Origin of the sequence: Nonomuraea purpurea (genome assembly GCF_042650645.1) — a bacterium.
In the GTDB taxonomy this organism is placed as follows: Bacteria; Actinomycetota; Actinomycetes; order Streptosporangiales; family Streptosporangiaceae; genus Nonomuraea; species Nonomuraea purpurea.
In genome coordinates, this window is record NZ_JBHSBI010000008.1 from 307,799 (window position 1) to 334,497 (window position 26,699).

28 protein-coding genes are annotated in these 26,699 nt (G+C 70.1%); 18 read left to right on the forward strand and 10 right to left on the reverse strand.

Annotation, left to right across the window (positions count from 1 at the left end):
* The first annotated feature begins 239 nt into the window (after positions 1–239).
* The 5 genes from ettA (at position 240) to ACFOY2_RS18375 (ending at position 5,291) form a co-directional block, all read left to right on the forward strand.
* Entirely contained in the window at positions 240–1,904 is a 1,665-nt protein-coding gene (ettA, locus tag ACFOY2_RS18355; protein WP_379529257.1) for an energy-dependent translational throttle protein EttA, read from the forward strand.
* A 535-nt stretch (positions 1,905–2,439) separates the two neighbouring features.
* The gene (locus ACFOY2_RS18360; RefSeq protein WP_379529258.1) at positions 2,440–2,952 is read left to right on the forward strand and encodes a VOC family protein; all 513 of its coding nucleotides are present in this window, start codon (positions 2,440–2,442) and stop codon (positions 2,950–2,952) included.
* Between the two features lie 118 nt (positions 2,953–3,070).
* Complete coding sequence (locus tag ACFOY2_RS18365) at positions 3,071–3,682, forward strand: TetR/AcrR family transcriptional regulator (protein ID WP_379529259.1); 612 nt, start codon at positions 3,071–3,073, stop codon at positions 3,680–3,682.
* 83 nt (positions 3,683–3,765) lie between these two features.
* The gene (locus tag ACFOY2_RS18370) at positions 3,766–4,140 is read left to right on the forward strand and encodes an acyl-CoA thioesterase (RefSeq protein ID WP_379529326.1); all 375 of its coding nucleotides are present in this window, start codon (positions 3,766–3,768) and stop codon (positions 4,138–4,140) included.
* A complete protein-coding gene (locus ACFOY2_RS18375; RefSeq protein ID WP_379529260.1) occupies positions 4,137–5,291 on the forward strand; it encodes an MFS transporter in 1,155 nt (384 codons plus the stop codon). The genes ACFOY2_RS18370 and ACFOY2_RS18375 overlap by 4 nt, the downstream gene beginning before the upstream one ends.
* A 10-nt stretch (positions 5,292–5,301) precedes the next feature.
* Here the strand turns inward: ACFOY2_RS18375 and ACFOY2_RS18380 are convergent, their stop codons facing one another.
* From ACFOY2_RS18380 to ACFOY2_RS18390, 3 genes are all read right to left on the reverse strand, one after another.
* Positions 5,302–5,682, reverse strand: a complete 381-nt coding sequence (locus ACFOY2_RS18380) for a globin (protein WP_379529261.1) — start codon at positions 5,680–5,682, stop codon at positions 5,302–5,304.
* Between the two features lie 43 nt (positions 5,683–5,725).
* Positions 5,726–6,589, reverse strand: a complete 864-nt coding sequence (locus ACFOY2_RS18385; RefSeq protein ID WP_379529262.1) for a mechanosensitive ion channel family protein — start codon at positions 6,587–6,589, stop codon at positions 5,726–5,728.
* A 573-nt stretch (positions 6,590–7,162) separates the two neighbouring features.
* Positions 7,163–7,447, reverse strand: coding sequence for a hypothetical protein (locus tag ACFOY2_RS18390; protein WP_357814759.1), 285 nt, complete (start codon positions 7,445–7,447; stop codon positions 7,163–7,165).
* Between the two features lie 274 nt (positions 7,448–7,721).
* On the opposite strand from ACFOY2_RS18390, the gene ACFOY2_RS18395 reads away from it, so the two are divergent.
* The 5 genes from ACFOY2_RS18395 to ACFOY2_RS18415 all read left to right on the forward strand — a co-directional run bounded on the left by ACFOY2_RS18395 (position 7,722) and on the right by ACFOY2_RS18415 (position 13,677).
* Positions 7,722–9,272, forward strand: a complete 1,551-nt coding sequence (locus ACFOY2_RS18395; RefSeq protein ID WP_379529263.1) for an XRE family transcriptional regulator — start codon at positions 7,722–7,724, stop codon at positions 9,270–9,272.
* Complete coding sequence (locus ACFOY2_RS18400; protein WP_379529264.1) at positions 9,269–9,757, forward strand: GNAT family N-acetyltransferase; 489 nt, start codon at positions 9,269–9,271, stop codon at positions 9,755–9,757. The genes ACFOY2_RS18395 and ACFOY2_RS18400 overlap by 4 nt, the downstream gene beginning before the upstream one ends.
* Before the next feature lie 267 nt (positions 9,758–10,024).
* Positions 10,025–11,284, forward strand: a complete 1,260-nt coding sequence (locus tag ACFOY2_RS18405) for a DMT family transporter (protein ID WP_379529265.1) — start codon at positions 10,025–10,027, stop codon at positions 11,282–11,284.
* 197 nt (positions 11,285–11,481) lie between these two features.
* Positions 11,482–13,191, forward strand: a complete 1,710-nt coding sequence (locus tag ACFOY2_RS18410; protein ID WP_379529266.1) for a tetratricopeptide repeat protein — start codon at positions 11,482–11,484, stop codon at positions 13,189–13,191.
* Between the two features lie 33 nt (positions 13,192–13,224).
* Positions 13,225–13,677 carry a hypothetical protein gene (locus tag ACFOY2_RS18415; protein ID WP_379529267.1) on the forward strand — a complete coding sequence of 151 codons (453 nt, stop codon included), beginning with the start codon at positions 13,225–13,227 and terminating at the stop codon, positions 13,675–13,677.
* A gap of 10 nt (positions 13,678–13,687) precedes the next feature.
* On the opposite strand, the gene ACFOY2_RS18420 is transcribed toward ACFOY2_RS18415, so the two are convergent.
* Positions 13,688–14,623, reverse strand: a complete 936-nt coding sequence (locus ACFOY2_RS18420) for a zinc-binding dehydrogenase (RefSeq protein ID WP_379529268.1) — start codon at positions 14,621–14,623, stop codon at positions 13,688–13,690.
* Between the two features lie 87 nt (positions 14,624–14,710).
* Between ACFOY2_RS18420 and ACFOY2_RS18425 the strand changes: the two genes are divergently transcribed.
* Together ACFOY2_RS18425 and ACFOY2_RS18430 are read left to right on the forward strand one after the other, a co-directional pair.
* Positions 14,711–15,337, forward strand: coding sequence for a TetR/AcrR family transcriptional regulator (locus tag ACFOY2_RS18425; protein ID WP_379529269.1), 627 nt, complete (start codon positions 14,711–14,713; stop codon positions 15,335–15,337).
* 14 nt (positions 15,338–15,351) lie between these two features.
* Entirely contained in the window at positions 15,352–16,137 is a 786-nt protein-coding gene (locus ACFOY2_RS18430) for a hypothetical protein (RefSeq protein ID WP_379529270.1), read from the forward strand.
* On the opposite strand, the gene ACFOY2_RS18435 is transcribed toward ACFOY2_RS18430, so the two are convergent.
* A complete protein-coding gene (locus ACFOY2_RS18435) occupies positions 16,132–16,584 on the reverse strand; it encodes an NUDIX hydrolase (RefSeq protein ID WP_379529271.1) in 453 nt (150 codons plus the stop codon). The two genes, ACFOY2_RS18430 and ACFOY2_RS18435, sit on opposite strands and share 6 nt — an antisense overlap.
* A gap of 87 nt (positions 16,585–16,671) precedes the next feature.
* Between ACFOY2_RS18435 and ACFOY2_RS18440 the strand changes: the two genes are divergently transcribed.
* Complete coding sequence (locus ACFOY2_RS18440; protein WP_379529272.1) at positions 16,672–17,637, forward strand: SDR family NAD(P)-dependent oxidoreductase; 966 nt, start codon at positions 16,672–16,674, stop codon at positions 17,635–17,637.
* A gap of 11 nt (positions 17,638–17,648) precedes the next feature.
* Here ACFOY2_RS18440 and ACFOY2_RS18445 read toward each other — a convergent pair whose 3' ends face one another.
* Together ACFOY2_RS18445 and ACFOY2_RS18450 are read right to left on the reverse strand one after the other, a co-directional pair.
* Positions 17,649–18,281, reverse strand: a complete 633-nt coding sequence (locus tag ACFOY2_RS18445; protein WP_379529273.1) for a DUF47 domain-containing protein — start codon at positions 18,279–18,281, stop codon at positions 17,649–17,651.
* Between the two features lie 49 nt (positions 18,282–18,330).
* Positions 18,331–19,281: an inorganic phosphate transporter gene (locus tag ACFOY2_RS18450; protein WP_379529274.1), complete on the reverse strand. Its 951-nt coding sequence runs from the start codon at positions 19,279–19,281 to the stop codon at positions 18,331–18,333.
* A 215-nt stretch (positions 19,282–19,496) separates the two neighbouring features.
* Here ACFOY2_RS18450 and purU point away from each other — a divergent pair, with 215 nt between their 5' ends.
* The gene (gene purU / locus ACFOY2_RS18455) at positions 19,497–20,351 is read left to right on the forward strand and encodes a formyltetrahydrofolate deformylase (protein WP_379529275.1); all 855 of its coding nucleotides are present in this window, start codon (positions 19,497–19,499) and stop codon (positions 20,349–20,351) included.
* Here purU and ACFOY2_RS18460 read toward each other — a convergent pair.
* Positions 20,335–21,333: an NADP-dependent oxidoreductase gene (locus ACFOY2_RS18460; RefSeq protein ID WP_379529276.1), complete on the reverse strand. Its 999-nt coding sequence runs from the start codon at positions 21,331–21,333 to the stop codon at positions 20,335–20,337. The genes purU and ACFOY2_RS18460 overlap by 17 nt on opposite strands.
* Before the next feature lie 92 nt (positions 21,334–21,425).
* Here ACFOY2_RS18460 and ACFOY2_RS18465 point away from each other — a divergent pair, with 92 nt between their 5' ends.
* Positions 21,426–22,163, forward strand: a complete 738-nt coding sequence (locus tag ACFOY2_RS18465) for a TetR/AcrR family transcriptional regulator (RefSeq protein WP_379529277.1) — start codon at positions 21,426–21,428, stop codon at positions 22,161–22,163.
* A 58-nt stretch (positions 22,164–22,221) separates the two neighbouring features.
* Here the strand turns inward: ACFOY2_RS18465 and ACFOY2_RS18470 are convergent, their stop codons facing one another.
* A complete protein-coding gene (locus ACFOY2_RS18470) occupies positions 22,222–24,279 on the reverse strand; it encodes a prolyl oligopeptidase family serine peptidase (protein WP_379529278.1) in 2,058 nt (685 codons plus the stop codon).
* Positions 24,280–24,561: 282 nt separating this feature from the next.
* Here ACFOY2_RS18470 and ACFOY2_RS18475 point away from each other — a divergent pair, with 282 nt between their 5' ends.
* The 3 genes from ACFOY2_RS18475 to ACFOY2_RS18485 are packed head-to-tail and all read left to right on the forward strand — an operon-like array spanning position 24,562 to position 26,122.
* Complete coding sequence (locus tag ACFOY2_RS18475; protein ID WP_357814933.1) at positions 24,562–25,068, forward strand: HNH endonuclease; 507 nt, start codon at positions 24,562–24,564, stop codon at positions 25,066–25,068.
* Positions 25,069–25,111: 43 nt separating this feature from the next.
* Positions 25,112–25,909 (forward strand): GNAT family N-acetyltransferase, encoded by a 798-nt coding sequence (locus tag ACFOY2_RS18480; RefSeq protein WP_379529279.1) that lies wholly within the window; start codon positions 25,112–25,114, stop codon positions 25,907–25,909.
* Positions 25,910–25,912: 3 nt separating this feature from the next.
* Complete coding sequence (locus tag ACFOY2_RS18485) at positions 25,913–26,122, forward strand: FmdB family zinc ribbon protein (protein ID WP_379529280.1); 210 nt, start codon at positions 25,913–25,915, stop codon at positions 26,120–26,122.
* Positions 26,123–26,174: 52 nt separating this feature from the next.
* Here ACFOY2_RS18485 and ACFOY2_RS18490 read toward each other — a convergent pair whose 3' ends face one another.
* The gene (locus ACFOY2_RS18490; RefSeq protein WP_379529281.1) at positions 26,175–26,669 is read right to left on the reverse strand and encodes a helix-turn-helix transcriptional regulator; all 495 of its coding nucleotides are present in this window, start codon (positions 26,667–26,669) and stop codon (positions 26,175–26,177) included.
* Between the last annotated feature and the right edge of the window lie 30 nt (positions 26,670–26,699).

Genomic DNA, 26,699 nt, shown 5'->3' on the forward strand with positions numbered 1-26,699 from the left:
GTTCCCTTCCGGCTCCTGGGTCCCTTCCGGCCCTTGGGTGTCTCTGGGGCCTTTGCCTCTCGGCCCCCTTGGGTCCGTTGCCAGGGGCAGTCCCTCGCCAAGCACCGGGGCGGTCCGAAGCAGGCCACGCCCGTCCGGGTCGTCTGATTGCTTCGGGGAACCACATCGGATTCGAGATGCTTTGCTCTCCTGGGGAGGAGCGGCGGAAGCCCGGGTCGAGAGCCCCTAAGCTAGAAGGCATGCCGGAGTACATCTATACGCTGCAGCGCGTGCGCAAGGCGCACGGCGACAAGGTTGTCCTTGACGACGTAACGTTGTCGTTCCTGCCTGGAGCCAAGATCGGTGTCCTGGGGCCGAACGGCACCGGAAAGTCGACGCTGCTCCGGATGATGGCCGGCCTGGAGCAGCCCTCGAACGGTGATGCGAAGCTCATGCCGGGCTTCACGGTGGGCATGCTCCAGCAGGAGCCCCCGCTCAACGAGGAGAAGACCGTCCTCGGCAACGTCCAAGAGGGCGTCGCCGAGACGATGGCGATGCTCCACCGCTACAACGAGATCGCTGAGCAGATGGCCACCGACTACAGCGACGAACTGCTGGAGGAGATGGGCAAGCTGCAGGATCAGCTTGAGCACCGCAACGCGTGGGATCTTGACAGCCAGCTTGAGCAGGCCATGGACGCCCTGCGCTGCCCGCCGCCCGACGCCGAGGTGACCAAGCTGTCCGGTGGTGAGCGTCGCCGGGTCGCGCTGTGCAAGTTGCTGCTTGAGGCGCCCGACCTGCTGCTGCTCGACGAGCCCACCAACCACCTCGACGCCGAGAGTGTTCAGTGGCTGGAGCAGCACCTGGAGAAGTACGCCGGCACCGTGGTCGCCGTCACCCACGACCGCTACTTCCTCGACAACGTGGCCGGCTGGATCCTGGAGCTCGACCGCGGACGCGCGTTCGTGTACGAGGGCAACTACTCCACCTACCTCGAGGCCAAGGCCCAGCGGCTCAAGGTCGAGGGGCAGAAGGACGTCAAGCGGAAGAAGCGCCTGGAAGACGAGCTGGAGTGGGTTCGCTCCAACCCGAAGGCGCGCCAGACCAAGAGCAAGGCCCGACTGCAGCGGTACGAGGAGATGGCGGCCGAAGCCGACAAGCACCGCAAGCTGGACTTCGAGGAGATCCAGATCCCGCCGGGCCCGCGTCTGGGCACCACGGTGATCAAGGCCGGCGACCTCACCAAGGGGTTCGGTGACAGGCTGCTGATGGAGGAGTTGACGTTCGACCTGCCCCGCAACGGCATCGTCGGCGTCATCGGCCCCAACGGCGTCGGCAAGACCACGCTGTTCCGGATGATCACCGGTGGTGAGACGCCCGACACCGGCTCGATCATCGTCGGTGACACGGTCAAGATCTCGTACGCCGACCAGAGCCGCGGCGGCATCGACGCGAACAAGAACGTCTGGGAGGTCGTCTCCGACGGGCTCGACCACATCAAGGTCGGCAACGTGGAGATGCCGTCGAGGGCGTACATCGCGGCGTTCGGGTTCAAGGGGCCCGACCAGCAGAAGAAGGCGGGGGTGTTGTCGGGCGGCGAGCGCAACCGGCTCAACCTCGCGCTCACCCTCAAGCAGGGCGGCAACGTTCTGCTGCTCGACGAGCCCACCAACGACCTCGACACCGAGACGCTGTCGTCGCTGGAGAACGCGCTGCTCGACTTCCCGGGCTGTGCGGTCATCACCTCGCACGACCGGTGGTTCCTCGACCGGATCGCCACCCACATCCTGGCGTGGGAGGAAGGGTCCAACTGGTTCTGGTTCGAGGGGAACTTCGCGGACTACGAGAAGAACAAGATCGAGCGACTGGGTGCCGACGCCGCACGTCCGCACCGGATCACATATCGGAAGCTGCACCGCGACTGATTCAAGGGTCTGAGGATCTGAGGGTCGGCTGGTGAAGAATGGGGCCTTTCCGGGTAAAACCGGAGGGCCCCATTTTGGTTGGTGTGGCGTGGTGTGGCTTGGTCTGGTGTGATGCGGCGGGGCGGCATTGGGCGTAACGTGCCGGCACATCGGCCTGGCGTCATGTTGTTCTGGCGGGGAGTCCCGTCGACCTGGCGCGGCATGGCGAGTCTGGCCTGGGGTGGCGTGTGTCGTGTCGGTCTGGCGTGGCGTGGCGTGGTTCGCGTCTTCCTGGTGGGGTGGCGTGTGTCGTGTTGGCCTGGGGTGGCGTGGGTTGCGTCGGTCCGTGGTGATGTGGTGTGGATCGTGTCGGTCGGGATGGCGTGGGGTGGCCTGATTCGGTGGGGTGGGACGTAGTGAGGTGTGGTGCGGTGGGTGTTGGCGTCTCAGGGCGATTGGGAGATGGGCGGCGGCGTTGTAAGGGGGCCGATCGGCCGTGAGGGCGCGCAGACGTTAGAATCCGATTCTAGGATCGCTCCGCAGCGAGGAGTCGTGCGTGGACCTGCAACTGGACGGCCTCCAAGTTTCCTTCGACCACACGGCCGTGGCCGCTCCCCGGATCAGGGATCTGCTGCCGCTCTACCGTGACCTCCTCGGCGGCACCCATCGGGGCGGGGGCGGCGACAACCGGACCGCCGGTTACCGCACCCTGCAGCTCACCTACGCCAACGGCGGCAGGGTCGAGCTCATGGAGCCCCTGGCCGACTCGACGTTCTTCGACAGTTTCTTCGAGCTCACCCGGGGCCGGGGCGGCGTCCACCACCTCAATTTCCACGTCGACGACCTGGACGCGGCCGTGGCGGCGCTGACCGCGCGCGGCTACCGCCTGCACGGCCTCAACCGGTCGAATCCGCGGTGGCGGGAGGTGTTCCTGCACCCGAAGGAGGCACATGGCGTGCTGGTGCAGCTCGCCCAGCCGGGGCCGCGCGAGCCGGGGGAGCGGCGGCCGACGTTGGAGGAGGTGCTGGCCGGGCGGGGCAGGAACGGCAACGGCGTGTCGAGTCCTTGAGCGCGGGTGGCGTGGCCGGGGGTCCTGCCGTCGTACGTGCTGCTCATCGGTGTGGTGGTGGGCGGCGTGGACGGCTCCGCTCCCGCCGCCTGGGAAAACCCGATTCTAGAATGCTGGAATGGCACGCAAGTCCTCGTGGGAGTGGAGTCGTACGGCCCAGACGCGCAAGATCATGCTGCAGGCCGCTCGCGAGGTCTTCAGCGAGCACGGCTTCGCCGACTCCAGCGTCTCCGAGGTCGTCGCCCGCGCCGGGTCCAGCGTCGGGAGCCTCTACCACCACTTCGGCGGCAAGACGGAGCTGTTCCTGGCTCTGTACGAGGACCACCAGGCGGCGCACGAACAGGCCTCGGCTGCCGGCGTCGCCAAGGCCAAGAAGGATGGGGTGGGCGACCCGGTCGAGCTGCTGATCGCCGGGGCCCGCGCCTACCTCGCCGGCGCGTGGGAGCGGCGCGACCTTGTCCGGCTCTTCATCGACGGGGACGGCCCGCCCGGCTTCGAGCTGATCCGCCGCACGCGGGGACGGGAGTGGGTGCGTCAGAACGCCGTGCTGCTGGGGGCGGGCGGCGATCCGCTCGACCGGTTCACGGTGGCGGTGCTGACCAGCATCATCGGCGAGGCGGCCAGGGAGGTGGCCACCTCCGACACGGAGGAGGAGGCCCAGGAGGTCATCGACGCCGCCATGACCCTGATCCGCCGCCTCGACCCCCTGCGGGTCCTGGACGAAACCTGACGTCGGGCCATCCGGCAAAGCCAGGTACGGTTGCGGACGTGGTTGAACGCACCCAGGCCCATCGGCACGTCTTTCTACGAACGGTGAGATTCGCCGACATCGACTCCCAAGGACACGTGAACAACGTGCGCTTCCTCGACTACCTCGAGGACGCCCGTTTCGGCATGTTCCACATCGATCCGTACAACGCGGGCGATGCGCCGTTCAAGGGCCTGGTGGTGACCCGGCACGAGGTCGACTACCGCCGTCCGCTCGGCTTCCGCGCCGCGCCGGTGCGCGTCGAGACGTGGGTGACGCAGGTTGGGGCGGTGCGGTTTACGCTCCAGTACGAGATTCGCGATGACGAAGCCCTCTATGTGACGGCCACGTCCGTCTTGGCGGCCTACGACGTCGAGCGGGCCGCGCCGCGACGCCTCAACTCAGGGGAGCTGGCCTACCTCAAGCGCTTTTGCGAATGAACCGCTGGGTGATGCTGGCGCTGGGGGTCAACGCCCACGCCAGTGTCACGCTGGGGCTGTTCGGCCTGCCCCTCGTCATGCCCGAAATTTTGCGACATTTCGGTGTCTCACTGCCGGTGGGCGGAGTCATAGGGAACGCCCCTGCTTTCGGCATCCTCCTGGCCCTCGTCGCCTGGGGCGCGCTGGCGGACCGGCACGGCGAGCGGCTGGTGCTGGGCACGGGCGTGGGGCTGGCGGCCCTGTTGTTCGCCGCCGTGGCCCTGGTCGAGCAGGCATGGGCCGTGGTCGCGCTGCTCGCCCTGGCGGGCGCGGCCGGCTCGGCGGCGATGGTCGGCGGCGGCCGGATCGTGCTGCGCTGGTTCGAGCCGCCGGAGCGCGGCGTCGCCATGGGCCTGCGCCAGGTCTCCTTCACACTCGGCATGGCCATCGGCGCCTTCGCGCTGCCGCCGGTCGCCCGCGCGTACGGACTGCCCGGCGTGATGCTCGTCTGCGCGGGCGCGAGCCTGGTGGCCGCCGTGCTGGCCGCGCTCTTCCTGGCCGAGCCCCCGCACGACCTCTCGGCCTCCGGCGCGGCGCCGAAGGGCTCGCCGTACCGGCAGCCCGCGTTGTGGCGGGTGCACGCCACCAGCGCGCTGCACGCGGTGCCGCAGGTCGTGGTCAGCACGTACGGTGTGAGCTGCCTCGTCAATCTCTACGACTGGGACAGCGTGGCCGCCGGCCAGCTCTTCGGGGTGGCGGCGATCGGCGGGGCCGTGGTCAGGATCGCGGTCGGCCGCTGGTCCGACAGGACGGGTCTGCGCATGCGGCCCCTGCTGCTGATCACCCTTGTCACCCTGGTCGTTCTCGCGTTGCTGGTGGCCGGGACGCTCGGTGGCACCTGGCTCGGACCCGTGATGATCGCGGCGGCCGCGGTGATGACCGTGGCGGGGAACGGGCTGGCCTACCTGGCGGCGGGCGAGCTCGCCGGGCCCGGCTGGGCGGGCCGGGTGCTCGGCACCCACAACACCGTCCAGAACTCCGTCTCCCTGGTCGTCACCCCGCTGGCCGGAGCGCTGATGGACGGCACGGGGATGTGGGCGGGGTTCGCGGCGGGCTTGGCCTGCGCACTGCTCTCCCTGCCCGTCATCCCCTTCCGCGGCGAACGCCCCTGAGCTGAACGAGTTATGTGGGGGAGTTCACCAGGCTGTGGGCCGCGTAGACCAGATAGTCCCAGAGCCTGGTCTCCTGCTCTTCCGGCAGGTCGAGGGAGTCGACCGCGTCACGCATGTGCCGCAGCCAGGCGTCGCGCTCGGGCTCCCCGATGACGAACGGCATGTGACGCATACGCAGCCTGGGGTGGCCGCGCTCCTGGCTGTAGGTGTTGGGGCCGCCCCAGTACTGGATCAGGAAGCCCCGCAGCCGCTCCTCAGCGCCCGTCAGGTCGGACTCCGGGTAGAGCGGCCGCAGCAGCGGGTCTTCGGAGACCCCCTCGTAGAAGCGGTGCACGAGACGTCGGAAGGTCTCCTCACCCCCGACGGCGTCGTAGAAGGAGGTCTCAGTCACGCCCCCTAGCCTACGGCGTACCGGGAACCGCCTTAAACCGGACTCATATCACCGCGACCATGGGGATGCCTGCGGTGTCGAGCGCGGTCTTGACCCTGAGCCTGAGCTCTCTGCCCACCTCGGCCTGCGCGGACGGCAGCGTCTTGGCGCTGAGGCGGAACACCAGCGCGCTGTCGGAGAGCTGCTCGACGCCGAACACCTGAGGCTGCTCAACGATCTTGCTCTCGCGCAGCTCGGAGTCGGCCCAGACCTCCTCCGCCACCTGCTCGAGCAGCACGCGCACGCCGACGACGTCGGCGTCGTAGGCGACAGGGACGTCGACGTAGGCTCGCGACCAGCCCTGCGACTCGTTGCCGACCCGGGTGATGGTGCCGTTGCGGACGTACCACACGCGGCCGTCGATGTCGCGCAGCCGGGTGACGCGCAGGGTGACCGCCTCGACTGTTCCGACCGCGGCGCCCGCGTCGATCACGTCGCCGACGCCGTACTGGTCCTCCAGCAGCATGAACATGCCCGCGATGAAGTCTTTGACCAGTTCCTGTGCGCCGAAGCCGACGGCCACGCCGAGGATGCCGACGCTGGTCAGCAGCGGCGCGATCGGGATCGTCAGCCGGTCGAGCACGGTCAGCACCGCAGTGCCGAGGATGACGATCGAGGCGATGTGCTTGAGCACCGAGCCCATCGTCTCGGCCCGCTGCTTGCGGCGCTCGTGGAGCAGCACGTCGATGCCGTCGGTGGCCGCTCCCTTGCGGAAGCGGCTGGTGATCGACCCTCCGGTGGCCGCACGGTTCACCACCCGCGTGATCACCCGGTGCGCGATGCCACGGACCACGAACGCGAGCACGATGATCAGAACGACCGTGATCGCGCTGGCCACGAGCGGTGCCCAGGTCCAATTGTTCAGCATCCCGACAAGGGTAGAGCAAAGAACCGTGTCGTTTTGGCAGCTTGTCGCCATGCCTTGGGTCATTTGGTCTAAATCAGGAAGCCCTGACGGCGACGCAGGCGGTGGCGACGGTGTCACCAGCAGTAACACTAGGCGGATCCCCCTCCGGAAGCGGTTCGGTCGGCAGATTGGACCGTTTCGATCCAAAAATACCGCCGACCGAACCGCCCGCCGTCACATCACGCCGGGGAAGACGGGGTTGCCCGCTCTCTGGGCCGCGGAGGGAGAGAGCGAACGCTCCGATGACGGACAGCTCGGAACGGGGCGCGCACCCGGAAGCGCGTCCCGTTCCGGTTCCGGGAGGGATTCCCCGAGCACTCGCCCGGCGGGATCCCCCGAACACCCGCCCGGCGTACCGGACGGGCGGCTTGTGAGAGAGACAGGCGGCTCGTGAGAGAGGGGCCGGAACCGGCGGAGTGGCCAGGGCTCCTGTATCGGGGAGACCCTCCGCACCGGCCACCCCGCCGGCTCCGTCGAGGCCACCATGGGTGCGGTGAGCCGCGGTGGCTGCGCTCCACCCGGTTCACCGCGTGGTCACTTCCCCACGGCGGCGAGCACGCGGGCGACTTTCGTCGCAGCACCGGCCGGGTCGTCGGCCGTGTGCATTCGTTCGCCCCAGGACCAGCAGTACCACCAGTCCGGCATGTCGGAGACGGTGGCCGACCGACAGGTGACGTTCTCGGACAGGCTGGTCGCCTCGGGGTTGATGACCCGTACGAACCTGCGACCGTTCTGGGCCTGGACCACTCGGGCGAGCAATCCGCGGGCGCCGAGCTCCGCCACGAGACGCTGCAGATGTTCGAAACTGTCGTCCCCCACCGTTCGTCCCTCCTTGGGAATCGTTGCTGGTGGGCCAAAGATGTCTCAAGTCAATGGCGGGCGCAACGAGGGGAATTTGCTCACGGGGAGTCGCTTGTCCCTCGTGGGATGTAAGAAACAGTCCCTCGGAGGACGATCCTTAACCGTACGCTGGATCCGGGCGTTTCCAAGCCGCCGACATTGCTTCATAGTCATGGGTAGGCGTAGAGCGATCCGGAGGCTACGCTGAGTCACCAGTTGCGGACCGCTCGAGACGTGCGTGAGAGGGGCCGGGATGTCCGGCAGACAGCATAGGGAGACGGAGATCGCCCGGCGGATCAGGGCCAAGGGCCTTGCCGTCGGCCGCACCTCGGCCCAGATAGCTGAAGAGATCCACGAGGCATGCACCACGCAGTTCAGCACGACCCGTATCAAGTCCCACCGGCTGGCGCACGGCATCGCGCTGGCGGACGTGATCGAGCAGGTCAGGGCCCTTTTCGAGCGAGATTCCAAGCCGATGCCCGGTATCGGCGAGACGCTGCTGTCCGCCTACGAGAGCGGGCTCAAGCGTCCGGGCCCCGAATACCTCCACTACCTGTGCACCGTCTACCGGGTCGAGCCCGTGGCGCTCGGCCTCGACGGGCCGTGCATCTGCGGCCACGGCCACCGGATGCCGGGGGTGCTGGGAGGCGAGGCCAAGGATCGGCCGCTGCTGCCCACGGAGCGGGAGCTGGTGATCATGCCGATGGTCACCGAGCCCGCCGCCGAGGAGGACGAGAACATCCTCCGGCGCACCCTGTTAAATCTCCTCGATCCCGATGCCAGCCCGGCGGCCGAGCTCGACGGCCCGGTGCTGGGCGCGTGCGAGGGCATCAGGCGGCGCATGGACGAGACGCTCGTGTCGGCCACCGTGTCGGCCGCGATGCTCGACCAGTGGGAAGAGGCCACGGTCAGTTTCGGCCGTCAGTACACCACGACGGCCCCGCTGCGGCTGCTGTGCGACGTGCTGCTCGAACTGAGCGCGGTGCGCACGGCGCTGTCCCGCCGCCAGCCCATCGACCTGAACGACCGCCTGCTCAGGATGGCGGCCCAGCTCTCCGGGCTGAGCGGCATGATCATGATCAACCTGGGCGACCACCGGCTGGCCCGCTCCTTCTTCCGCACCGGGCGCACCGCGGCCGACGAGACGGGCGACCGCGCGCTGCGGGCGTGGATCACGGCCCGCGAGTCGCTCGTCCCCCTGTATTTCGGCGACGCCCGCGAGGCGCTCCACCTGGCCAAGAAGAGCCGCGACCTGGCCGGCTCCACACCGTGTCCCGCGCTGGCCATGGCGCCGGTCGTCGAGGCCAGGGCGCTGGCCATGCTCTCGGGGGTCGACAGCAAGAAGGAGGTCGTCGACCAGGCCAAGCGCGCGCTGGCCCGCGCCAGGAACGCCTTCTCGCACATGAAGAGCACCGACCAGGAGGACATGGCCTTCGGCTACACCGAGAAGCAGCTCTACTTCTACCAGGGCGACGTCCTGACCAAGCTCGGCCAGACGATAGAGGCCGAGGTGGTGCTCGACCAGGCGCTGGAGAAGTACGAGGACCACATCCTCGACCAGACCCTGATCAGGCTGGACCAGGCACAGTGCCGCCTGATCGACGGCGAGCTCGACGACGCGCTCGACGTCGGGACGAGGGCGCTGCGCATGGTCCGCGACGAGTACCTGACCGATCTCATCATGCGTCCCGCCCTGGAGCTTGAGAAGAAGGTCATGGAGCGCGATGCGAACCATCCGAAACTGGACGACTATCGGGCCGAGCTGCGCCGGCCCAGGAGCCGGGTGAAAGGGGGCGGTACGTGAAGTTGACGATCAGGCGTTATCGCTGGTCCGATCTCGACACCATTCTCGCGCTGCACCGGATCTGCCTCGCCGAGGTGGGCCTGGCCCCCGGTGACGGCGTCTACTACGAAGACGACTTCCCCCGTATCCAGGAGATCTACCTGGCCTGCGGGGGCGACTTCCTGATCGGCGAGGTCTCCTCGCGGGTCGTCGCCATGGGCGGGCTGAAACCGGTCGACACGGCGACCGCCGAAATCTGCCGCCTGCGGGTGCACCCCGAGTTCCAGCGGCGCGGCTTCGGCGCCGCCATGCTCGAGGCTCTGGAGCGACGCGCGGTGGAGCTCGGCTTCCACAGCGTCACAGGTGACACCACGCTCAACCAGGAGGCCGCGCTGGCGTTGTACGAGCGCCAGGGCTGGCGTCAGCTCTCCCGGCATCGGGTCGGCGACCTGACCGTCGTCTACATCGAGAAGCGCCTGATCCCTCCGGCGATGCTCGAACTCTAGGCCTCCCCCCTTTTCCTCACGGCCCCACCCTCCTGGGGCCGCTTTTGGCTTGTCTCGGCGTGACTTCCGGACGTATGCCGTCGATTTTTCAATCCGGCCATAGATCGGATCACTGCCGCCCGGCTCCGGTCTGCGGCCTCCCCGGATCCTCGCCGGATATGGATGTACGTGCCTGCGGGTGAACCAGATACCACCGAGGTGTAAGGGAGTATCACCGACTGCTCCCTGTGAAGTTGTCGCTGCGAATAGTAGTGAGATGCTTCTGATATGGCAGTCGTGGCCGCTCCCCGGCCCCTCCTGGGAGCCGTGCTTCTGTTGTTCGTCAGCGCCGCATGGGGGTCGGCGTTTCCGCTGATGAAAGATCTCATCCACCGTTTACCAGTCGAAGACCTGCTCGCCGAGCGATACGTGATCGCCGCGGTGACGCTGGCCGTCATCCGTCCCGCGTGCTTGCGGGGATTGTCACGCGAGACGTGGATCTACGGGATCGTCCTCGGGTTGATGTTCGGGGTGGGGCAGGTCGCCCAGGCGTTCGCCCTGCACAGCCTGCCGTCGGCGGTGTCGGGGTTCGCGGTCGGGTGCAGCGTGGTGATCACGCCGATCCTGTCGCTCGTGATCACCAAGGCCAAGATGCCGCGCCGGATCTGGGTGGGGGTCGCCCTCGCGCTGGCCGGCATGACGGTGTTCACGCTCCTGCAGGGTGCGGAAGAGGAGGAGTTCTCGGTGGTCGCCCTTGTGGCCACACTCTTCGCCGCCGCCCTCTACTCCGGTCACACGTTGCTGCTCGCGCACCTGTCCAAGCTCGAGGTGGGCTTTCACGCGTACGCGCTGACCGTCATCCAGCTCTTCACCATCGGTCTGCTCTGCGGCGTCTTCGCGGCGCGCGACGGGATCACCCTGCCGGGCAACGCGCCCGACTGGGTGGTCATGGCTCACCTGTCCGTGGTGTCGTGCGCGCTGGGGTTCCTGGCGCGCGCGTACGGCCAGGCGCACGTCCCGGCCGTCCCCAGTCAGATCCTGATGTCGTCGCAGCCCCTGTGGGTGGCGGCGATCGCGGTGATCTGGTTCCACGAGCCCGTGGGCTGGAGCATGCTCGTGGGCGGCTGCCTGATGGCGGGGGCGACGTTGCTCGCTCTGCCGTCGAGGACCGCCTGCCTGGGAAAAAAGCGCCGGTGTCGTCATGCCGACCTCCTCGCGATCGCCGACCTGGGCGCCCAGGCCCTGGCCGGGCTGAAGATCAAACGTGAGGAGCCGGTGAAACCCAGGGGAGGGCCCATGCCGTACATCGACAAGAACGCCTGCGAGAACGCCGCGGCGTGTCCCTGGCAAACACGTTCGCTCAAGGGCGGCGAGCCGAGCCTGGAGCGGCTGATCGAACGCGCCACCGTCATCGTGCGCGCCAAGGCGCTGTCCAAGCCCGGCTGCTGTCAGTCGGTCACGCTGGTCGGCCGGTGTCTGTGCGCCATGATGGCCGAATCCGAGCAGACGCGTACGACGATGTCGCGCCAATGGACGCAGCACTCATAGGTTAGATGGGCCAATCAAAAGGCAAGCCCTTTTTATCCTTTACCCTCCCACTTATTCACCACGTTCCTTGATATTCGTTGAGGTGACCTAATAATGGTGAATTAACCTCAAGTGGAGAGGTACGTCATGAAGCGCATCGTTGTTCGCAAGCCTGGCACCGCGAGGCTCGCCGGGACCTCCGGCGTCATTCACAAGGGGTGAGCGAGAAGAGGTCCCACCTGCGGGTCCGGGGTGAACCACCGGCCCGCTGGGAGGCCGCGAGGCCGCTGATGCCGTTGATCGACGGGCATCGCCGGCCACGCGGCCCCTACACCGTCGCCGCCGCTCTGCTGGGCCACCTGGTGCCGGACGCGCTGGAACGGCCGGGCGGCCTGGTGGCGGCCCACGACATCGAGATCAGGGCCGCCGCTCCGGAACTGGCCGCGCTCGTGCCGGCCAGGCGGGTCACGATCGAGGCGGGACTGACCGACGAGGAGCGCATCCTCGTGCCCGCGCCCCGCCGTACGCTGCGGCTGGCCAACGGGCTGGCGGAGTTCGTGCGCGACGCGGCGCCGCCCGGACGGGCGCTCGCGGTGTGCAACGGCGCCGAGGCCGACCCGACGGACGTCGAACTGCTCGAGGTGATGATGCGGCGCATCCCTGCCGGGACGCTGACGATCACGGTGTATTCCGGCGGCCCCTCGTCAGGCCCCGACACCCGCGGCGACGACGAACTCTGGGCGCTGGTGGACCGCTGCACGCGGGAGGGGTTCCTGCACGCCGTGGTCGAGCTGGGGGAGTGCGGCATGGCGCGGGCCGAGCCGGGCGGCGAACGGTGGTGGCGCTTCGCCCAGCGCACGGCGACCGCGCTCGGCGGGCTCGGGCGCACCGACGAGGCCCGCGCGCTGTGGGACCGGGTCCGCCTGAGCAGTCAGGATCCGGCCATGCACGCCGCCGGCGCGTACGGGACCGCCATGCTCGACGCCCGCCACCCCGATCCCGCCCGCCGCGACCTGGCCAGGGCCCGCGGGTGGATGAACGAGGCGATCGCCATCTCCAGCCTGCTGCCCGACCCCGCGGAGCGGGCCTTCAAGCTCGGCTTCGACCGCAACGGACTGGCGCTGATCGAGCTGCGTCAGGGCCGGCCCGGGGCGGCGCTGGCGCTGGTCGAGTCGGCGATCGAGTTGGCGGGCGAGCTGGGGGAGCGGCATCCGCAACACCGGATGGTGCTGCTGGCGAACCGGGCCCAGTTGCTGGCCGCGCTCGGGCACGCCAAGGAGGCGCTGGAGGACTACGAGGCCGCGATCGCGCTGGACCCCGCCTTCCCCGACCACTACCTGGAACGGGGGAACCTGCTGTTCAAGCTCGGACGGCACGAGGAGGCGCTGGCCGACTACGAGCGGGCCATCGCGGCAGGGCCACCGCTGCCCGAGGCGTACTACAACCGGGCCGAGCTGCGTACCGTGCGCGGCGACAGCGACGGCGCGCTGGCCGACCTGGGGCGGGTGATCGAGCTCGACCCCGGCTACCTGGACGCCTACGTCAACCGCGCCGGGCTGCTGGCCGTCTCCGGCAGAGATCCGGAGGCCAGGGCGGACGTCGAGGCCGGGCTCGCGCTCGCGCCCGGCAACCCGCACCTGCTCACGGTGCTGGGGCAGATCGAGACGGCGGCCGGGCGGTACGCCGCGGCGGAGGCGGCGCTGGAGCAGGCCGTGGAGCTCGCCCCCGAACTGGCCGCGACGTGGGGGAACCGGGGCGTGCTGCGCTACGCCGTCGGGGACCTGGAGGGGGCGGTCGCGGACCTGACCCGCGCGATCGAGCTGCAACCGCAGGCCGACCTGCACGCCAACCGGGCCGTCGCGCTGCGCACGCTGGGACGCACGGCGCAGGCCGAAGCGGACGAGCGCCGCGCGGAACGCCTGGGCTGACCACCACGCCCGCCCAGGTGGGACCATGAGCTCATGTGGCGGCGAATGGGGCGGGCGGCTGCCGTGTCCGCGGTGCTGGGGGTGTTGTGGTGGGCCACCGTGCGCCTGGCGTGGACCGGTGTCGGCTGCGAGGACTGGGGCTGCCTGGCCCCGGCCGTCGGACTCGTGGTGGTGATCACCCTTGCGCTGCTCGCCGGGTCCGCCCTGGCCCTCGAACGGGTGGACGTGCGCCCGGGGCGGCGGGTGACGCTGGTGGCCGCAGGGGTGGTCGTCGTGCTCAGAGCCGTGGGGGAGGCGCTGCCCTCGTGGACGTCGTCGTTCGCGCACGCGGTCACCGCCGCGGCGACCTGCGCGGGGGCGGGGACCGTGGCGGCGTTCGTGACGGAGGCGGGGGTGGCGCGCCGGTGGAAGGTGGTGACCGCGCTGGCCGTGGTCGCGCTGGTGCCGATCGCGCTCGTGGTTTCGTGGGTCAGGTTCGGGGTGTGACACGGGGCTGTCATGAAAGGCCCACGTCGAGGACGCTCTTGCCGACGATCGTGCGGGCCTCGATGGCGGCGTGCGCCTCGGCGGCGCCCTCCAGCGGGTACACGGCGCCGATCGTCGGACGCAGGCGTCCGGCGGCGGCCTCGGCCATGGCCTCTTCTGCCAGCTCGCGCAGGCTCGTCGGGGGCCAGGCGACGGCTGTCACGCGTGGATCGGGGGTGGTCATCGGGCCGCCCGCCATCCCGTACACGCTGAGCCTGCCCCCGTCCTTCAACAGCCTCTGGGCGGCCGCGCCGATCTCGCCGCCCACGCCGTCGAAGACCACGTCCAGGCCGCCCGTCGCCGCGCGCACCACGTCCGTCCAGCCGGGGTCGGTGTAGTCGATCGTCAGCTCGGCGCCCACGCCGGCGGCCAGGTCGCGCTTGGCCGCGCTGCCTGCCGCGCCCACCACGCGGGCCCGCGCCCGGCGGGCGAGCTGCACGAGCAGGCTGCCCACGCCGCCGCCCGCGGCCTCCACCAGCACCCATTCGCCGGGCTTCGGGGCGGCGGCACGGGCCAGGCCGACGGCCGTGCGCCCGTCGGCGAGCAGCGCCACCGCGACCTGCGGGGTCAGCCCGTCGGGGACGGGGATGAGATCGTCAACGCGGGCCACGGCCAGTTCGGCGTAGCCGCCGTACCCGTTCAGCATGCTGACCACCGGCGTGCCGACCAGCGCCGCGTCCACGCCTTCGCCGGTCGCGAGCACCGTGCCCGCCACGCCGTTGCCCAGGATCGCGGGCAGGTCCGCGCGCCTCGGCCCTCTGTCGGCGCGTACCTGCGTCTCGACGAACGTGATGCCCGCCACCGCCACCTTGACCAGCGCCTGCCCCGGCCCGGCCACGGGGTCGGGGACCTCCTCCACGACCAGCGCCTGCGGCCCGCCGTACCGCCTCAACACCACTGCGCGCATGATCTGCCATCCCTCTTTAGTCGGAGCGTATTGCTCCGGAATCTATATCGGAGCGGAACGCTCCGCAACCGGGCTATCCTCTACGGCATGAGCACACGCGGCAGGCAGGCCGAGGCGGCGCGCAACGATCTGCGGCTGCTGCGGGCGGCGCACGAGGTGTTCACCACACAGGGGTTCGACGCGCCGGTGTCGGCCATCGCCAAGGCCGCGGGCGTCGGCATGGGCAGCCTCTACCGCCGCTACCGCACCAAGGAGGAACTGCTCCAGCGCCTGTGCCTGATCGCCATGGAGCGCGGCGTCGAGGCCGCGCAGGCGGGGCTGGCCGCACGAGACCCGTGGGAGGGCCTGGTTATGTACGTACGCGCCTGCGTGGCCTACCGCGCGGGCGCGCTGGCGCCGGTGGCGGGCACCATCGAGGTCACCGAGGAGATGTCGCGCACCGCCGGGAAGGCCATCGAGCTGTCCGGCCAGGTCGTCTCCAGGGCGCGTGCGGCCGGCGTGCTCAGGGGCGACGTGACCACGCTGGACATCTCACTGCTCGTGGAGCAGTTCAGCCGCCCGGCCCCCGGGCCGTCCAGCGAGGAGCACGAACGCGTCAAACAGCGCCTGCTGACCATCGCGCTCGACGGCCTGCGCGCCCCCGGCGCGAGCGAGTTGCCGGGCGCGCCACCGAGCATGGAGTGGTACCAAGGCCGCTGGGAGAGCCCCTCGTAGGTACGGTGGGGTCCGTGGGGTTCAACGAGCTGCTCAACGACCTTGACCACGCCGCCAGCGCCCAGGCCGCGGGCATCAGGCGCGGCTACGGCGGTCCGCCCGCCCGCACGGTGAGCGTCAGATCGGGCCAGACGCGGCTGCGCTGCGCCTCGCTGCTCAAGCCCCTGTACGCGTGGGTGTGCGCGGACCGCATCCACGATGCCGCCCGGTGGCGCCGCCACGCCGAGCCCGCCGTGGTCGTCTCCTCCAACGCCGACACGCTCAACCTGTGGCTCGCCGTCGGCCCCGGCGTCATCCTCGACGACCTGCGCAGGCGCACCGGCGTCGCCTGGTCGCCGCCGAACGGCGACCCCTCGCGGTTCGGGTCCGTGGAGGTCGCCGCCGACGAGGTCGCGACCGCCTACGCCGAGCTCGCCCAGGCCGCCGTCGCCGGAGATCCGGTGGCGGCGACCATCGTGGGCTGGATGCGGGAGGTGAGCGGGCCGCAGACGTTCGGCCTCCGTGAGGTGACGCGGTCGCCGGAGACGGGGATCAAGTGCGGCTGGTTCGGGGCTCCCGACGAGGTCTGCCTGCGCACGCACGCCGTGGCGATCCTGCCCAGGGGCGGGACCCGGGCCACGGTCGTCGTCGGGATGACGGCGCTGCCCTATCCCGGAGGGCGGGAGCGGGCGATCTACAGGGAGAGGGTGGCCAAAGGGCTGTCGGTGGAGGACGAGCACGACAAGCTGGCGGGGACGCTGCTGCGCGGGCTCATGACGACGACGCTGGCGGAGCTGGGGCACTCGTCCGGCGGTCTATGAGGCGGGGGCGTCCGTCACGAGTCGTTCGACCACTTTCGCGAGGTCGGGCGGATCAACCCCTGCCGGCAGCTCCTCGGCCCAGGTGTAGCCCAGGTAGGCCGCGCGTTCCTCGTCGGTGAGCCCTTTCGGGGCCACCTCGGGGCGTACCCCGTCGAACCTGGCCAGGAAGAACGGCTCGGTCTTCACATAGCGCACGCCGAGCCACGAGAAGTCGCGTTCGACCAGGACGTGGCGATCGAGCACCGCCGCGCCCGGCAGCCCGGTCTCCTCGGCCAGCTCGCGCCTGGCGGCCTCCAGCGCGCTCTCCCCCGGATCGATGCCGCCGCCCGGCGGCTCCCACACCGCTGCGCGGCTGACCTGGTCGTACCAGTGCATGAGCAGCACCCTGCCGTCACGGTCGAGACAGACGACCCGCGCGGCGGGGCGGTCGTCGTATTGGTCGTCCACCGTTCAGACGGTAGCTCCGCTCGGAGCGGAAGGGCAGGTGGGCGCGTCGTTTGACCTGGAGCGCGCTCCAACTTCTAGCGTGGTCGTATGACAACGCCACAACAGAAGATCGGGTCGGGTTTCGGCGCCAGGAGCACCGCTGAGGACGTGCTGCACGGGATCGACCTGTCAGGGAAGCTGGCGATCGTCACCGGCGGCTATTCGGGCCTCGGGCTGGAGACCACGCGTGCGCTCGCCCGGGCCGGGGCTCATGTCGTCGTCCCCGCCCGCCGCCGTGACGTGGCCCAGGAGGCGGTCGGCGCGATCAGCGGCGTCGAGGTCGACGAACTGGACCTCGCCGACCTCGACAGCGTGCACCAGTTCGCCGAACGGTTCCTCGACTCCGGCCGCGACATCGAGATCGTCATCAACAACGCGGGCATCATGGCCTGCCCCGAGACGAGGGTCGGCTTCGGGTGGGAGGCGCAGTTCGCGACCAACCACCTCGGCCACTACGCGCTCGTCAACCGCCTGTGGCCGGCGATCGCCCGCGGCAGGGGGCGGGTGGTGAGCGTCTCGTCGGCGGGCCACCGCCGCTCGGGCATCCGCTGGGAGGACATGCAGTTCGAGCGCGGCTACGACAAGTGGGAGGCCTACGGTCAGGCCAAGACCGCGAACGTCCTGTTCGCCGTCCACCTCGACGCCCTCGCCCGCGACGCGGGGGTCCGCGCGTTCTCCCTGCACCCCGGCGGCATCATGACCCCGCTGCAGCGCCACCTGCCCAGACAGGAGATGGTCGCCGCCGGATGGATCGACGAGGAGGGCAACCCGCTGGACCCCTCCTTCAAGACCCCTGAGCAGGGCGCGGCCACCCAGGTGTGGGCCGCGACGTCGCCGCAGCTCGAAGGGATGGGCGGGGTGTACTGCGAGGACTGCGACATCGCCGAGGCCGTCACGGACGACACGCAGGGGCCGGGGGTGCGCCCCCACGCCATCGACCCGGACCAGGCCGCCCGCCTCTGGACGCTGTCCGCGGAACTCACGGGAGTCAACGCTTTCCCCGAGCCTCGCTGACCCTCGGGGTGTCATCGTTTCATCGCACCGTCCGTGATGGCGTCCGCCGCCTCGCCGATCGACATGCCGACGATTTCGAGGCGGCGTACCAGCTCACGCTCCTTCAACGCCTCGGCCGTGACCTCGCCGGAGAAGATCCGCGAGATCTCGTACTGGTACATCCGCCGGATCGCCCCGCCCGCCTTCCTGGCCTCCAGGGCGTCATGGACGACGACGGAGGGGCGGGTGGCGAGGTCGCAGACGGCGTTCTCCAGGGCCTCGATGCCCACGATGACCTGGTCGAGCATGGGGGTGAAGCGGATCTGGTCGGGCACGCGATAGAGGTGGGATTCGCGGACGAAGTCCCGCAGCGAGTCGAGCACGTCGTCGATCGAGCGTGACAGCCGGAACAGGTCCTCTCGATCGATGGGCGTGACCAGGGCGTTCTTGAGTTCTTCGATGAGGCGGGCGCGTTCTTCGTCGCCGAGGTGTTCGATCGAGCGCATCTGCTCGTGCGCTCCCGTCCTGCCCACCTCGCCCCCGATCATCGCCATGGCCAGCCACGCGCCCTCTTTGGTGGCCTGGAGCTGGCCGAGCAGCGCCTCCGTGAGCGCGCTGTCCATACGCCCGGTCATGAGGTCGCGGATCCGTCGCAGCCGCTTCATCGCCGGACCGCCTTCTGAGTCTTCGCCTCGCCGCAGTGCCGTATGTCCTTCATGGGAGTTCCACCCCCGCGAAGCCGCGCACCAGCAGGGCCAGGCTCCAGCCCAGAAGGGCGCTCGCCGGCAGGGTCAGCAGCCAGGCTGAAACGATTTTGGTGGCGGCGTACCAGCGGACTCGGCCGCCGCCGTGGGCGACGCCTGCTCCGATGAGCGCCCCGGCGATGGCCTGGGTCATGCTCACCGGCATGCCGAGCCCGGCGCACCCCATCACCGCCGCTCCCGCGGCCAGTTCGGCGGAGACCCCGTGCGGGGGACGGGAGACGATGATCTCGCGGCTGAGCGTACGTCCCGCCTTGGGCAGGCCGTACACGATGCCGAGGCCGAACAGGACGGCCGCCAGCGACGTGTACGCGAACGGCGCCCCCGAGAACCCGAACGCCACCATGAACACGGCCAGCATCTTCTGCGCGTCGTTGGCCGCGTACGCCAGGCTCTGCACCAAGAACCCCGCCCAGTGCCAGCGCCGCAGACCCCTGGCCGTCGTGGCGGCCACGAGCAACCGGATGAGCACCCACCCCAGCAGCCCGCCGACCAGCGGCGCCGCCAGGCCGAACGCCACCACCCGCGCCACCGATCCGCCCGAGACCGGCAGCCCCCAGCCCAGCCCCGCTCCGGACACGCCGCCCACGATGGCGAGGGTGAGGCTGGTCGGCCGCCCTTTGGCGCTGAGCACGGTCACCACGGTCAAGGACGAGACCACCGCGAGCGCCATCGCGATCCTTTCGCCCGGCCCGTGGAAGGAGGCCAGCCTGGTCACGAATGTCAGCGCCACCTGGTGGGTGACCAACGGCACGGCGGCCACCATCGTCACCAGCACGAGAACGCCGACCGCCGGGCGTATGGAGGGGAGTTTGAGCCCGGTCGACAGGAGAGCGCCGCCGTCGTTGACCCCGGAGACGACGGCGAAGAGGCCGGCGAGCACGATCAGTACGGCAGCTTCCAAAGGCCGACACTCCATCCCCCGCTCAAAAGTCGGTAAGAACCGATAACTACCCAAGATTGGGCGAAATATTAACGCAAAGCTACCAAAAGCTGCGGAATGTAACGCTCCGCGTAAATATGCGCCGCGAACCCGGCCGTCCCCGGTACTCTCGGCGTTGGCCGCCTACCGCTACTCTGCCCAGGCGCACTACGACCCCACGTCCGCGAGAGTGAAGCATGACCAGCGCCGCCGAATACATCCTGACCCTGTCCTGCCCCGACCGCCCCGGTGTGGTCGCCGCCGTCTCCGGCCTGCTGGCCGGGCGCGGCTGCAACATCATCGAGAGCCAGCAGTTCGGAGACCGGGTCGCGCAGCGCTTTTTCATGCGGGTGCAGTTCGCGGGCCCGCTGGGCGAGGACGAACTGAACGCCGCCTTCGCCACGCTCGCGCCCGACTTCGGCATGGAGTTCAAGCTGCGCGACGTGGCCAGGAAGCCGCGAGTGCTGATCATGGTCAGCAAGTTCGACCACTGTCTGAACGACCTGCTCTACCGGGTCAGGTCCAGGGCGCTCGACATCGAGATCGTCGCGGTGGCCTCCAACCATCCCGACCTGCGGCCGCTCACGCAGTCGTACGGGATCGACTACCACCACCTGCCGACCACCCCCGAGACCAAGGCCAAGCAGGAGGCCGAGGTGCTGGCGTTGGTCGAGCACTACCAGGTCGACCTGGTGGTGCTGGCCCGCTACATGCAGGTGCTGTCGGAGGGTCTGTGCGAGAAGCTGGCCGGGCGGGCCATCAACATCCACCACTCGTTCCTGCCGTCGTTCAAGGGCGCCAAGCCCTACCACCAGGCCCACAACCGCGGCGTCAAGCTCATCGGCGCCACCGCTCACTACGTGACCTCCGACCTGGACGAGGGGCCGATCATCGAGCAGGAGGTGGCCCGGGTCAACCACAGCCACTCGCCGCAGGACCTGGTGGCGATCGGGCGCGACGTGGAGTGCGTGGCGCTGGCCAGGGCCGTCAAGTGGCACACCGAGCAGCGGGTGCTGCTCGACGGCCACAAGACGATCATCTTCCCGCGCTAGCACGGCCCATGGTCACGAGCAGTTTGCCAGCGACGTGCCGCTCCACCAGGTCCGCGTACGCCCGTGCGGCCTCCTCCAGCGGGTACCGGCGGGTGACGGTGGAGGGCAGGACGCCCTTGACGGCGAGCGCGGCCAACTCGTCCAGGTCGCCTGGCCGCGCCCGCGTGTAGACGGTCTCGATCTTCGTGGCGGGATCCGGGCTGGGGAACGCGATGTTCAGCAGGCGCCCTCCTGGCCGTACGGCCAGGGTCACGGCGGGCAGGGACGGGCCGGGCAGAGCCAGGTTCACCAGGCCGTCGACGCCGCCAGGGTGTCGTCTCAGGGTCTCCTCGGTCAGGTCCGCAGAGCGGTAGTCGATCACCTCCGAGGCGCCCAGACCGCGCACGTACGCCTCGTCCTCGGGGATGGCGGTGCCGATCACGTGGACGCCCCGCGCCGCCAGCAATGGCACCACTGCCCCGCCGACTCCTCCCGCCGCCCCGATGACCAGCACGCTCATCCCGGCCGTGTAGTCGCCTGCCCGCAGCAGCGGCAGGGCGGTCAGGGCCGCGATGGGCAGGATGGCGGCGTGTTCCGCGGGCAACTCGGCCGGTCGCGGGGCGAGGGCGGGGGTGTCGGCGTCGAAGAGCGCGTACTCGGCCATCGTCCCCGTGGTGAACGACGGCGGCGACGACAGGGCGGTCGCCATGCCGCCCGCCGCCCGCGCGAGCCCGAGGCCGAAGATCTCGTCGCCCGGGGCGAATCGTTCGACTCCTTCGCCGGTGGCGGTGACCGTTCCCGCGAAGTCGCTGCCCGGCACGTGCGGGAACGCCACCGGCGCCGACTCCATGAACACCCCGCTCACCAGCCTGAGATCGGCCGGATTGAGCCCCGCGGCCGCGATCCTGACCTGGATCTGGCCGGGCCCCGGCTGCGGCACCGGCCTGTCTGCCAGTTCCAGCACCTCGACCCCGCCGTACCCGCCGGCTATCAGCGCTCTCATGCTTGGGACCCCCTTAAGCGGACCGCTCGGTCATGTTGTGTCGCTTGAAGCATAATATGACCGGGCGGTCCGCTTGAAGATAGGGTCGGGACATGAGCAAGATGCGGGCCGACGCCGTACGCAACAGGAGGCTGCTGCTGGACGCGGCCGCCGCCGAGCTCGCCGAGCACGGCACCGAGGTCTCGATCGCGCGCATCGCCGCTCGGGCGGGCATCGGCAAGGGCACGGTGTTCCGCCATTTCGCCACCAAGGAGCAGCTCGTCGCGGCCATCTTCAGCGACCGCCTGGACGGCCTCACCGCCAAGGGCGAGGCCCTGCTCAACAGCCCCACAGCGCCGCGTAACCGCCTTGAGGGTTGCGACGGCGGCTCGGCGCCGCCGGACGCCCCTGAGGGCCGTGGAGGGCCGTCTGGCGTGCCAGGCAGCGGTGGGGCGGAGGGGGCCGGCGAGGCCGGCAGCGGTGGGGCGTTGCTGGAGTTCATGGCGGCGGCGGTCGAGCTGCAGGCGTCCGACCGGGCGTTCTGTCAGGCGCTCACGGCGGATCTCCGGCACGAAGCGCAGGTCAGGGCCGCTGGCGACCGGCTGGTGGCGGTCGCGGAATCGCTGACCTCACGTGCGCGGCGGGACGGCCACATACGTGGCGACGTCACGGGGCACGACGTCGTGCTCCTGATCAACGCCGTCTCACAGGCCACGGCCCCCTTGGGCGACGCCCTCCCCGGCCTTTGGCGCCGCTACCTGAGCATGATCTTCGACGGCCTGCGCCCCGAAGCCGCCCGCCCGCTTCCCGAAGCGTCCCCAACCTCCCTGGCCCCACCCGGCACCGGCTGACCGGGCTCGCTGGGGGCGGCCCCGCCCAGGGGGCCGGCCCCAGAATGTTCTTGTGGGCTCAGAGGCCGGTGTGCCGCGCGAGGAAGGTCAGCGTGTCGGCCGACAGGTCGACCGACCTGCTCACCGACCGCGCCCCATGGCCCACCTCGGTCTCGTTGCGCAGCAGCACGGGACGGCCGGACGCCGAGGCGTGCTGCAGCGCCGCGCACATCTTCCACGCGTGCAGCGGATGCACCCGCGTGTCGGACTGGAAGACGGTGAACATCGTCGCGGGGTAGGCCACGCCCTCCTTGACGTGGTGGTAGGGCGAGTAGCTCCACAACCAGCCGAACTCTTCTGGGTCCTCGGCGGTGCCGTACTCGACGTTCCAGGTGGCCCCCAGCCCGAACTGCTCGTACCTGATCATGTCGAGCAGCGGCGCCGAGCAGACGACGGCGGCGTACAGGTCGGGGCGCTGCGTCAGCGCGGCCCCGACGAGGAGCCCGCCGTTGGAGCCGCCGGAGATGCCGAGCTGGGCGGAGGTCGTCACGCCGGTACTGATCAGGTGCTCGGCGGCGGCGTGGAAGTCGTCGAAGACGTTCTGCTTGTTGCCCAGCATGCCCGCGCGGTGCCAGTCTTCCCCTTCCTCGCCGCCGCCGCGCAGGTTGGTGATCGCGTAGACGCCGCCCGCCTCGACCCAGGACAGGATGGAGGCGGAGTAGCCGGGGGTCATCGACAGGCCGAAGCCGCCGTAGCCGTACAGGATCGTGGGCCGAGGCCCCGGCGTGTCGTCGGCGGGGGAGATGATCAGCATGCGCACGTCCGTGCCGTCTTCCGACTGGTAGACGACCTGGGACGTCCGCACCGGCGGCACCTCGACCGCGCCCGGCGAGGCCGCCCAGAGCGTGGTCTGGCCCGTCCTGGCGTCATAGCGCTGGATGGTCGGAGGCGTGGTGTTGTCGGTGTAGCCGAACCAGGCCTCGTGGCCGCCCTCGGGGCGCTCGGAGATGCCCCCGATCGAGCCGAGTCCCGGCGTGGGCACCTCGCCGACCCGATCGCCGCTCTCCAGGTCGTGGACGGTGATCTCGCTGATCGCGTGGCGGGTCCAGCCCACCAGCATGACCGGGCGCTCCAGGTCGTCGAGGATCGCGAAGTCGCTCAGCACCGCCTCGGGGTCCTCGGGGACCAGGTCGCGCCAGGTCTCGAACCCGGGCTCGGCCGGATCGGTGACGCACACCCTGCCCCTGGAGGCGTCGCGGTCGGTGTGGACGTAGAGCCGGCCGTCGCGGCCGAACAGCAGCCCCGTCTGCCCGTCGACGCCCTCCTGGACGACCCGCAGCTCGGGCCGGTCGGCGGGGGAGGAGGTCAGGTCGGCGATCCACAGGTCGTTGCGCGGCGCGGTGCCCTCGTGGGCCGACACCTGCAGCCAGCGCCCATCGCGCGAGACCGAGACGCCGTAGTAGTTGGTCATCTTCAGCCCCTCGCCGAAGATGATCACGTCCTCCTCGGTGGAGATGCCCACGCGGTGCAGGTAGACGCGGCGGTGGAACTGCGTCTCGTTCTCGGGCACCTCGCTGCTCGGCAGCCTGCGTACGTAGTAAAATGCCTCGCCGCCGGGCAGCCACGCGATCGGGGAGTAGCGGCACCGGTCGATCGGCCCCTCGACCCGCGCACCCGTTGTGACGTCCATCACATAAAGGATGGACTCCTCGTTGCCGCCCACCGAGATCTGGTACGCCAGCAGCCGCCCTTCCTTGTCGGGCTGCACGGCGTCGAGCGTGGTCAGCCCGGACGGGTCGATCGCCATCGGGTCGATCAGCGCCCGCTCGGTGCCATCAGGCTCGACGACGTAGTAGACGGCGTGCTCCTGGTCGGGGGTGCGGCGGCTGAAGAAGTGGCGCCCGCCGCGCCACGCCGGGGTGCCCACGGAGCCGGACCTGAGCAGCTCCGCGATGCGGCTCTTGAACCGCTGCGGCCCGCGGTTCCTGCCGAACAGCTCTGACTGCCCGAGCAGCCATCCCTTGGTCTCGGGGCTGTCGGGATCCTCCAGCCACCGATAGGGGTCGGGGACGGCTGTGTCGTGCAGGATGTCGGCGGTCTCTTCGCGGCGTGCGGTCGGGTACGACTCTGGCGTCATGCAGGAACCTTACTGCCAACGAGCAGGCGTAAAGCGCTGGTGAAGTGGGCATAAAAGGTACTGTGCGTCCCTGGAGTCATTCCTTCGGGAGCTTTTTGGGGTGGCGGGGACCACGGTGCAAACGCCAGACTTGGTGACAGGACGGTGCCGTGGTGACCATCCGCTGGACCGTCCGGCGGAGGTCCACGTGACGGAAGCACACATGCCCCAGGAGGGGCCGACAGGCGGGACATGCCACGGCATGTCCCCTTTGATACCTGCGCAGCAGGGAGAGGCCCGATGATGCGCCAAGTCCTGCTGCTTAATGCCACCTACGAGCCACTGACCACGCTCTCGCTGCACCGCGCCATCGTGCTGGTGCTGAGAGAGAAGGCCGACGTCGTCCACCGCGACGGCAGGGGCGCGGTGCTGCGCTCCGCGAGCCGCACGCTCGACGTCCCCTCGGTGATCAGGCTCAAAAGATATGTCCGCATCCCCTACCGGTCGCGCATCCCGCTGACGCGGGCCGCCCTCATGCGACGCGACGACTACCGCTGCGCCTACTGCGGCCAGCGGGCCGAGACCATCGACCACGTCATTCCCCGATCCAGGGGCGGCACCCACACCTGGGAGAACTGCGTCGCCTCCTGCACCACCTGCAACCACAGAAAGGCCGACAAGTACCTGGAGGAGCTGGGGTGGACGCTGCGCGTCAACCCCGCGGTGCCACGGGGCGCCCACTGGAGGCTCATCGGCGCGTCCCTCGTCGGAGATCCACAATGGGCGCCTTACCTCGAGGCCGCGGCCTGAAACGCTTTGAACCGGGAGGCCACCGCCTGACACCATGGCAGGCATGTGGACCTTGACCTCGGACGTCGAGGCGTACGCCGAGGTCGCCGAGCCGTTCCTGCTCGGCGACCCGGTGCGCAACACCGTGGCGCTGACCGTCCTGGCCAATCTGCGGGCGGGCATGCCCGTGGAGGACCCCCGTTTCGGCTGGTGGAGCGTCGGCGATGAGGTGCGCGGCGCGGTCTTCCACACCCCGCCGCATCCCGTCGGGCTGGCCGCGATGCCGGTCGAGGCCGTCCCCCCGCTGGTGGAGGCGCTGCGCGACGTGCCCGGCGTGGTGGGCACCATGGAGCTGACCTCCGAGGTCACCAGGCTGCTCGGCCCGCCGCGCCGGACGATCGCGCAGCGCCTCTACCGCCTCGGCGCGCTCTCCGTCCCCGACGCGCCGGGCCGCGGCAGGCCGGCCGCTCCCGCCGACTATCCGCTGCTGGTGAGCTGGTGGCACGCCTTCGACGCGGAGACGGGCGGCGGCACCGGCGACCCGGCCGACCGGGTGGCGCGGCGGCTGGCGGCCCGCGAACTGTTCGTGTGGGAGTCGCCGGAGGGCGTGCCGGTCTCGCTGGCCGCCCTGTCCCCGTCCTGCGGCGGGGTCTGCCGCATCGGCCCCGTCTACACCCCGCCCTCGTGCCGCAGGCGCGGGTACGGCGCGGCCGTCACCGCCTTCGCCAGCCAGAGCGGCCTGGCCGAGCGCTGCGAGCAGGTCGTGCTCTTCGCCGACCTGTCCAACCCCACGAGTAACGCGGTGTACCGGTCGATCGGCTACGAGCCGGTGTCCGATCACGCGCACATCTCGTACGCTTGACCCATGCCGCGTTACGACTTCCGCTGCCGCGCCTGCGGTTCCACGTTCGAGGTCTCCCGCCCGATGTCCGCCTCCGGCGACCCGGCGATCTGCCCCGACGGTCACGACGACACGGTCAAGCTGCTGTCGACGGTCTCGATGACCGGCGGCGCGAGCGCGCCCCGGGCGAGCGGCGGCGGCGGCTGCTGCGGCGGGGGTTGCTGCTCCTCCTAGGGTGTAGCCGGCCATCGGGGCGACGGAGCCCGCCGCCCCGATGGCCGCTTTCCTAGGCGGCCTTGGCGCGCTTGCGGCGCTGGAACGGCAGGAACCGGTCGGCCAGGTGCGGCCGGGACGGCGTCAGCGTGGGCTCGACCGCGATGATCCGGTCGAACCTGAAGGCCCTGATGCCCCGGCGCATCCTGCACACTCCGACCAGGTACCAGTATTCGCGGTGGACCAGGCACGTCACCGGCTCGACCTCGCGCGCGGTGATCGTGCCGGAGGCGTCGCGGTAGTGCAGGCGGATCATGAGACGGCTGGTGATGGCGTCGGCCATGAGCCTGGCCCTGGAGGCGACCTCCACGGGCAGCGGCTCGGTGAGGGTCGTGAGCGTGGTGGCGATGACGTCGTCGTCGAGCTCCAGGTGCTCGAACGCGTGCTGCAGGCCGCGCCTGGCGGTGACGGCCTGCGGGCCCGAGCCGAGGTGGGCGAGGGAGAGTGCGAGGGCGGCGATCTCGGCGGTCGTCAGCGGGCGAGTATCGTGCTTCACGACTGTCGTCATACCCCAAGAATAGGGATGACGACCGACATT

Bases quoted from the DNA above. Each gene is read 5' to 3' on its own strand.
- ettA (WP_379529257.1), top strand. From the start codon at position 240: ATGCCGGAGTACATCTATACGCTGCAGCGCGTGCGCAAGGCGCACGGC.
- ACFOY2_RS18365 (WP_379529259.1), top strand. From the start codon at position 3,071: ATGGCACGCAAGTCCTCGTGGGAGTGGAGTCGTACGGCCCAGACGCGC.
- ACFOY2_RS18375 (WP_379529260.1), top strand. From the start codon at position 4,137: ATGAACCGCTGGGTGATGCTGGCGCTGGGGGTCAACGCCCACGCCAGT.
- ACFOY2_RS18385 (WP_379529262.1), bottom strand. From the start codon at position 6,589: ATGCTGAACAATTGGACCTGGGCACCGCTCGTGGCCAGCGCGATCACG.
- ACFOY2_RS18395 (WP_379529263.1), top strand. From the start codon at position 7,722: ATGTCCGGCAGACAGCATAGGGAGACGGAGATCGCCCGGCGGATCAGG.
- ACFOY2_RS18405 (WP_379529265.1), top strand. From the start codon at position 10,025: ATGGCAGTCGTGGCCGCTCCCCGGCCCCTCCTGGGAGCCGTGCTTCTG.
- ACFOY2_RS18415 (WP_379529267.1), top strand. From the start codon at position 13,225: ATGTGGCGGCGAATGGGGCGGGCGGCTGCCGTGTCCGCGGTGCTGGGG.
- ACFOY2_RS18420 (WP_379529268.1), bottom strand. From the start codon at position 14,623: ATGCGCGCAGTGGTGTTGAGGCGGTACGGCGGGCCGCAGGCGCTGGTC.
- ACFOY2_RS18425 (WP_379529269.1), top strand. From the start codon at position 14,711: ATGAGCACACGCGGCAGGCAGGCCGAGGCGGCGCGCAACGATCTGCGG.
- ACFOY2_RS18440 (WP_379529272.1), top strand. From the start codon at position 16,672: ATGACAACGCCACAACAGAAGATCGGGTCGGGTTTCGGCGCCAGGAGC.
- ACFOY2_RS18445 (WP_379529273.1), bottom strand. From the start codon at position 18,281: ATGAAGCGGCTGCGACGGATCCGCGACCTCATGACCGGGCGTATGGAC.
- purU (WP_379529275.1), top strand. From the start codon at position 19,497: ATGACCAGCGCCGCCGAATACATCCTGACCCTGTCCTGCCCCGACCGC.
- ACFOY2_RS18460 (WP_379529276.1), bottom strand. From the start codon at position 21,333: ATGAGAGCGCTGATAGCCGGCGGGTACGGCGGGGTCGAGGTGCTGGAA.
- ACFOY2_RS18465 (WP_379529277.1), top strand. From the start codon at position 21,426: ATGAGCAAGATGCGGGCCGACGCCGTACGCAACAGGAGGCTGCTGCTG.
- ACFOY2_RS18470 (WP_379529278.1), bottom strand. From the start codon at position 24,279: ATGACGCCAGAGTCGTACCCGACCGCACGCCGCGAAGAGACCGCCGAC.
- ACFOY2_RS18475 (WP_357814933.1), top strand. From the start codon at position 24,562: ATGCGCCAAGTCCTGCTGCTTAATGCCACCTACGAGCCACTGACCACG.
- ACFOY2_RS18480 (WP_379529279.1), top strand. From the start codon at position 25,112: ATGTGGACCTTGACCTCGGACGTCGAGGCGTACGCCGAGGTCGCCGAG.
- ACFOY2_RS18485 (WP_379529280.1), top strand. From the start codon at position 25,913: ATGCCGCGTTACGACTTCCGCTGCCGCGCCTGCGGTTCCACGTTCGAG.
- ACFOY2_RS18490 (WP_379529281.1), bottom strand. From the start codon at position 26,669: ATGACGACAGTCGTGAAGCACGATACTCGCCCGCTGACGACCGCCGAG.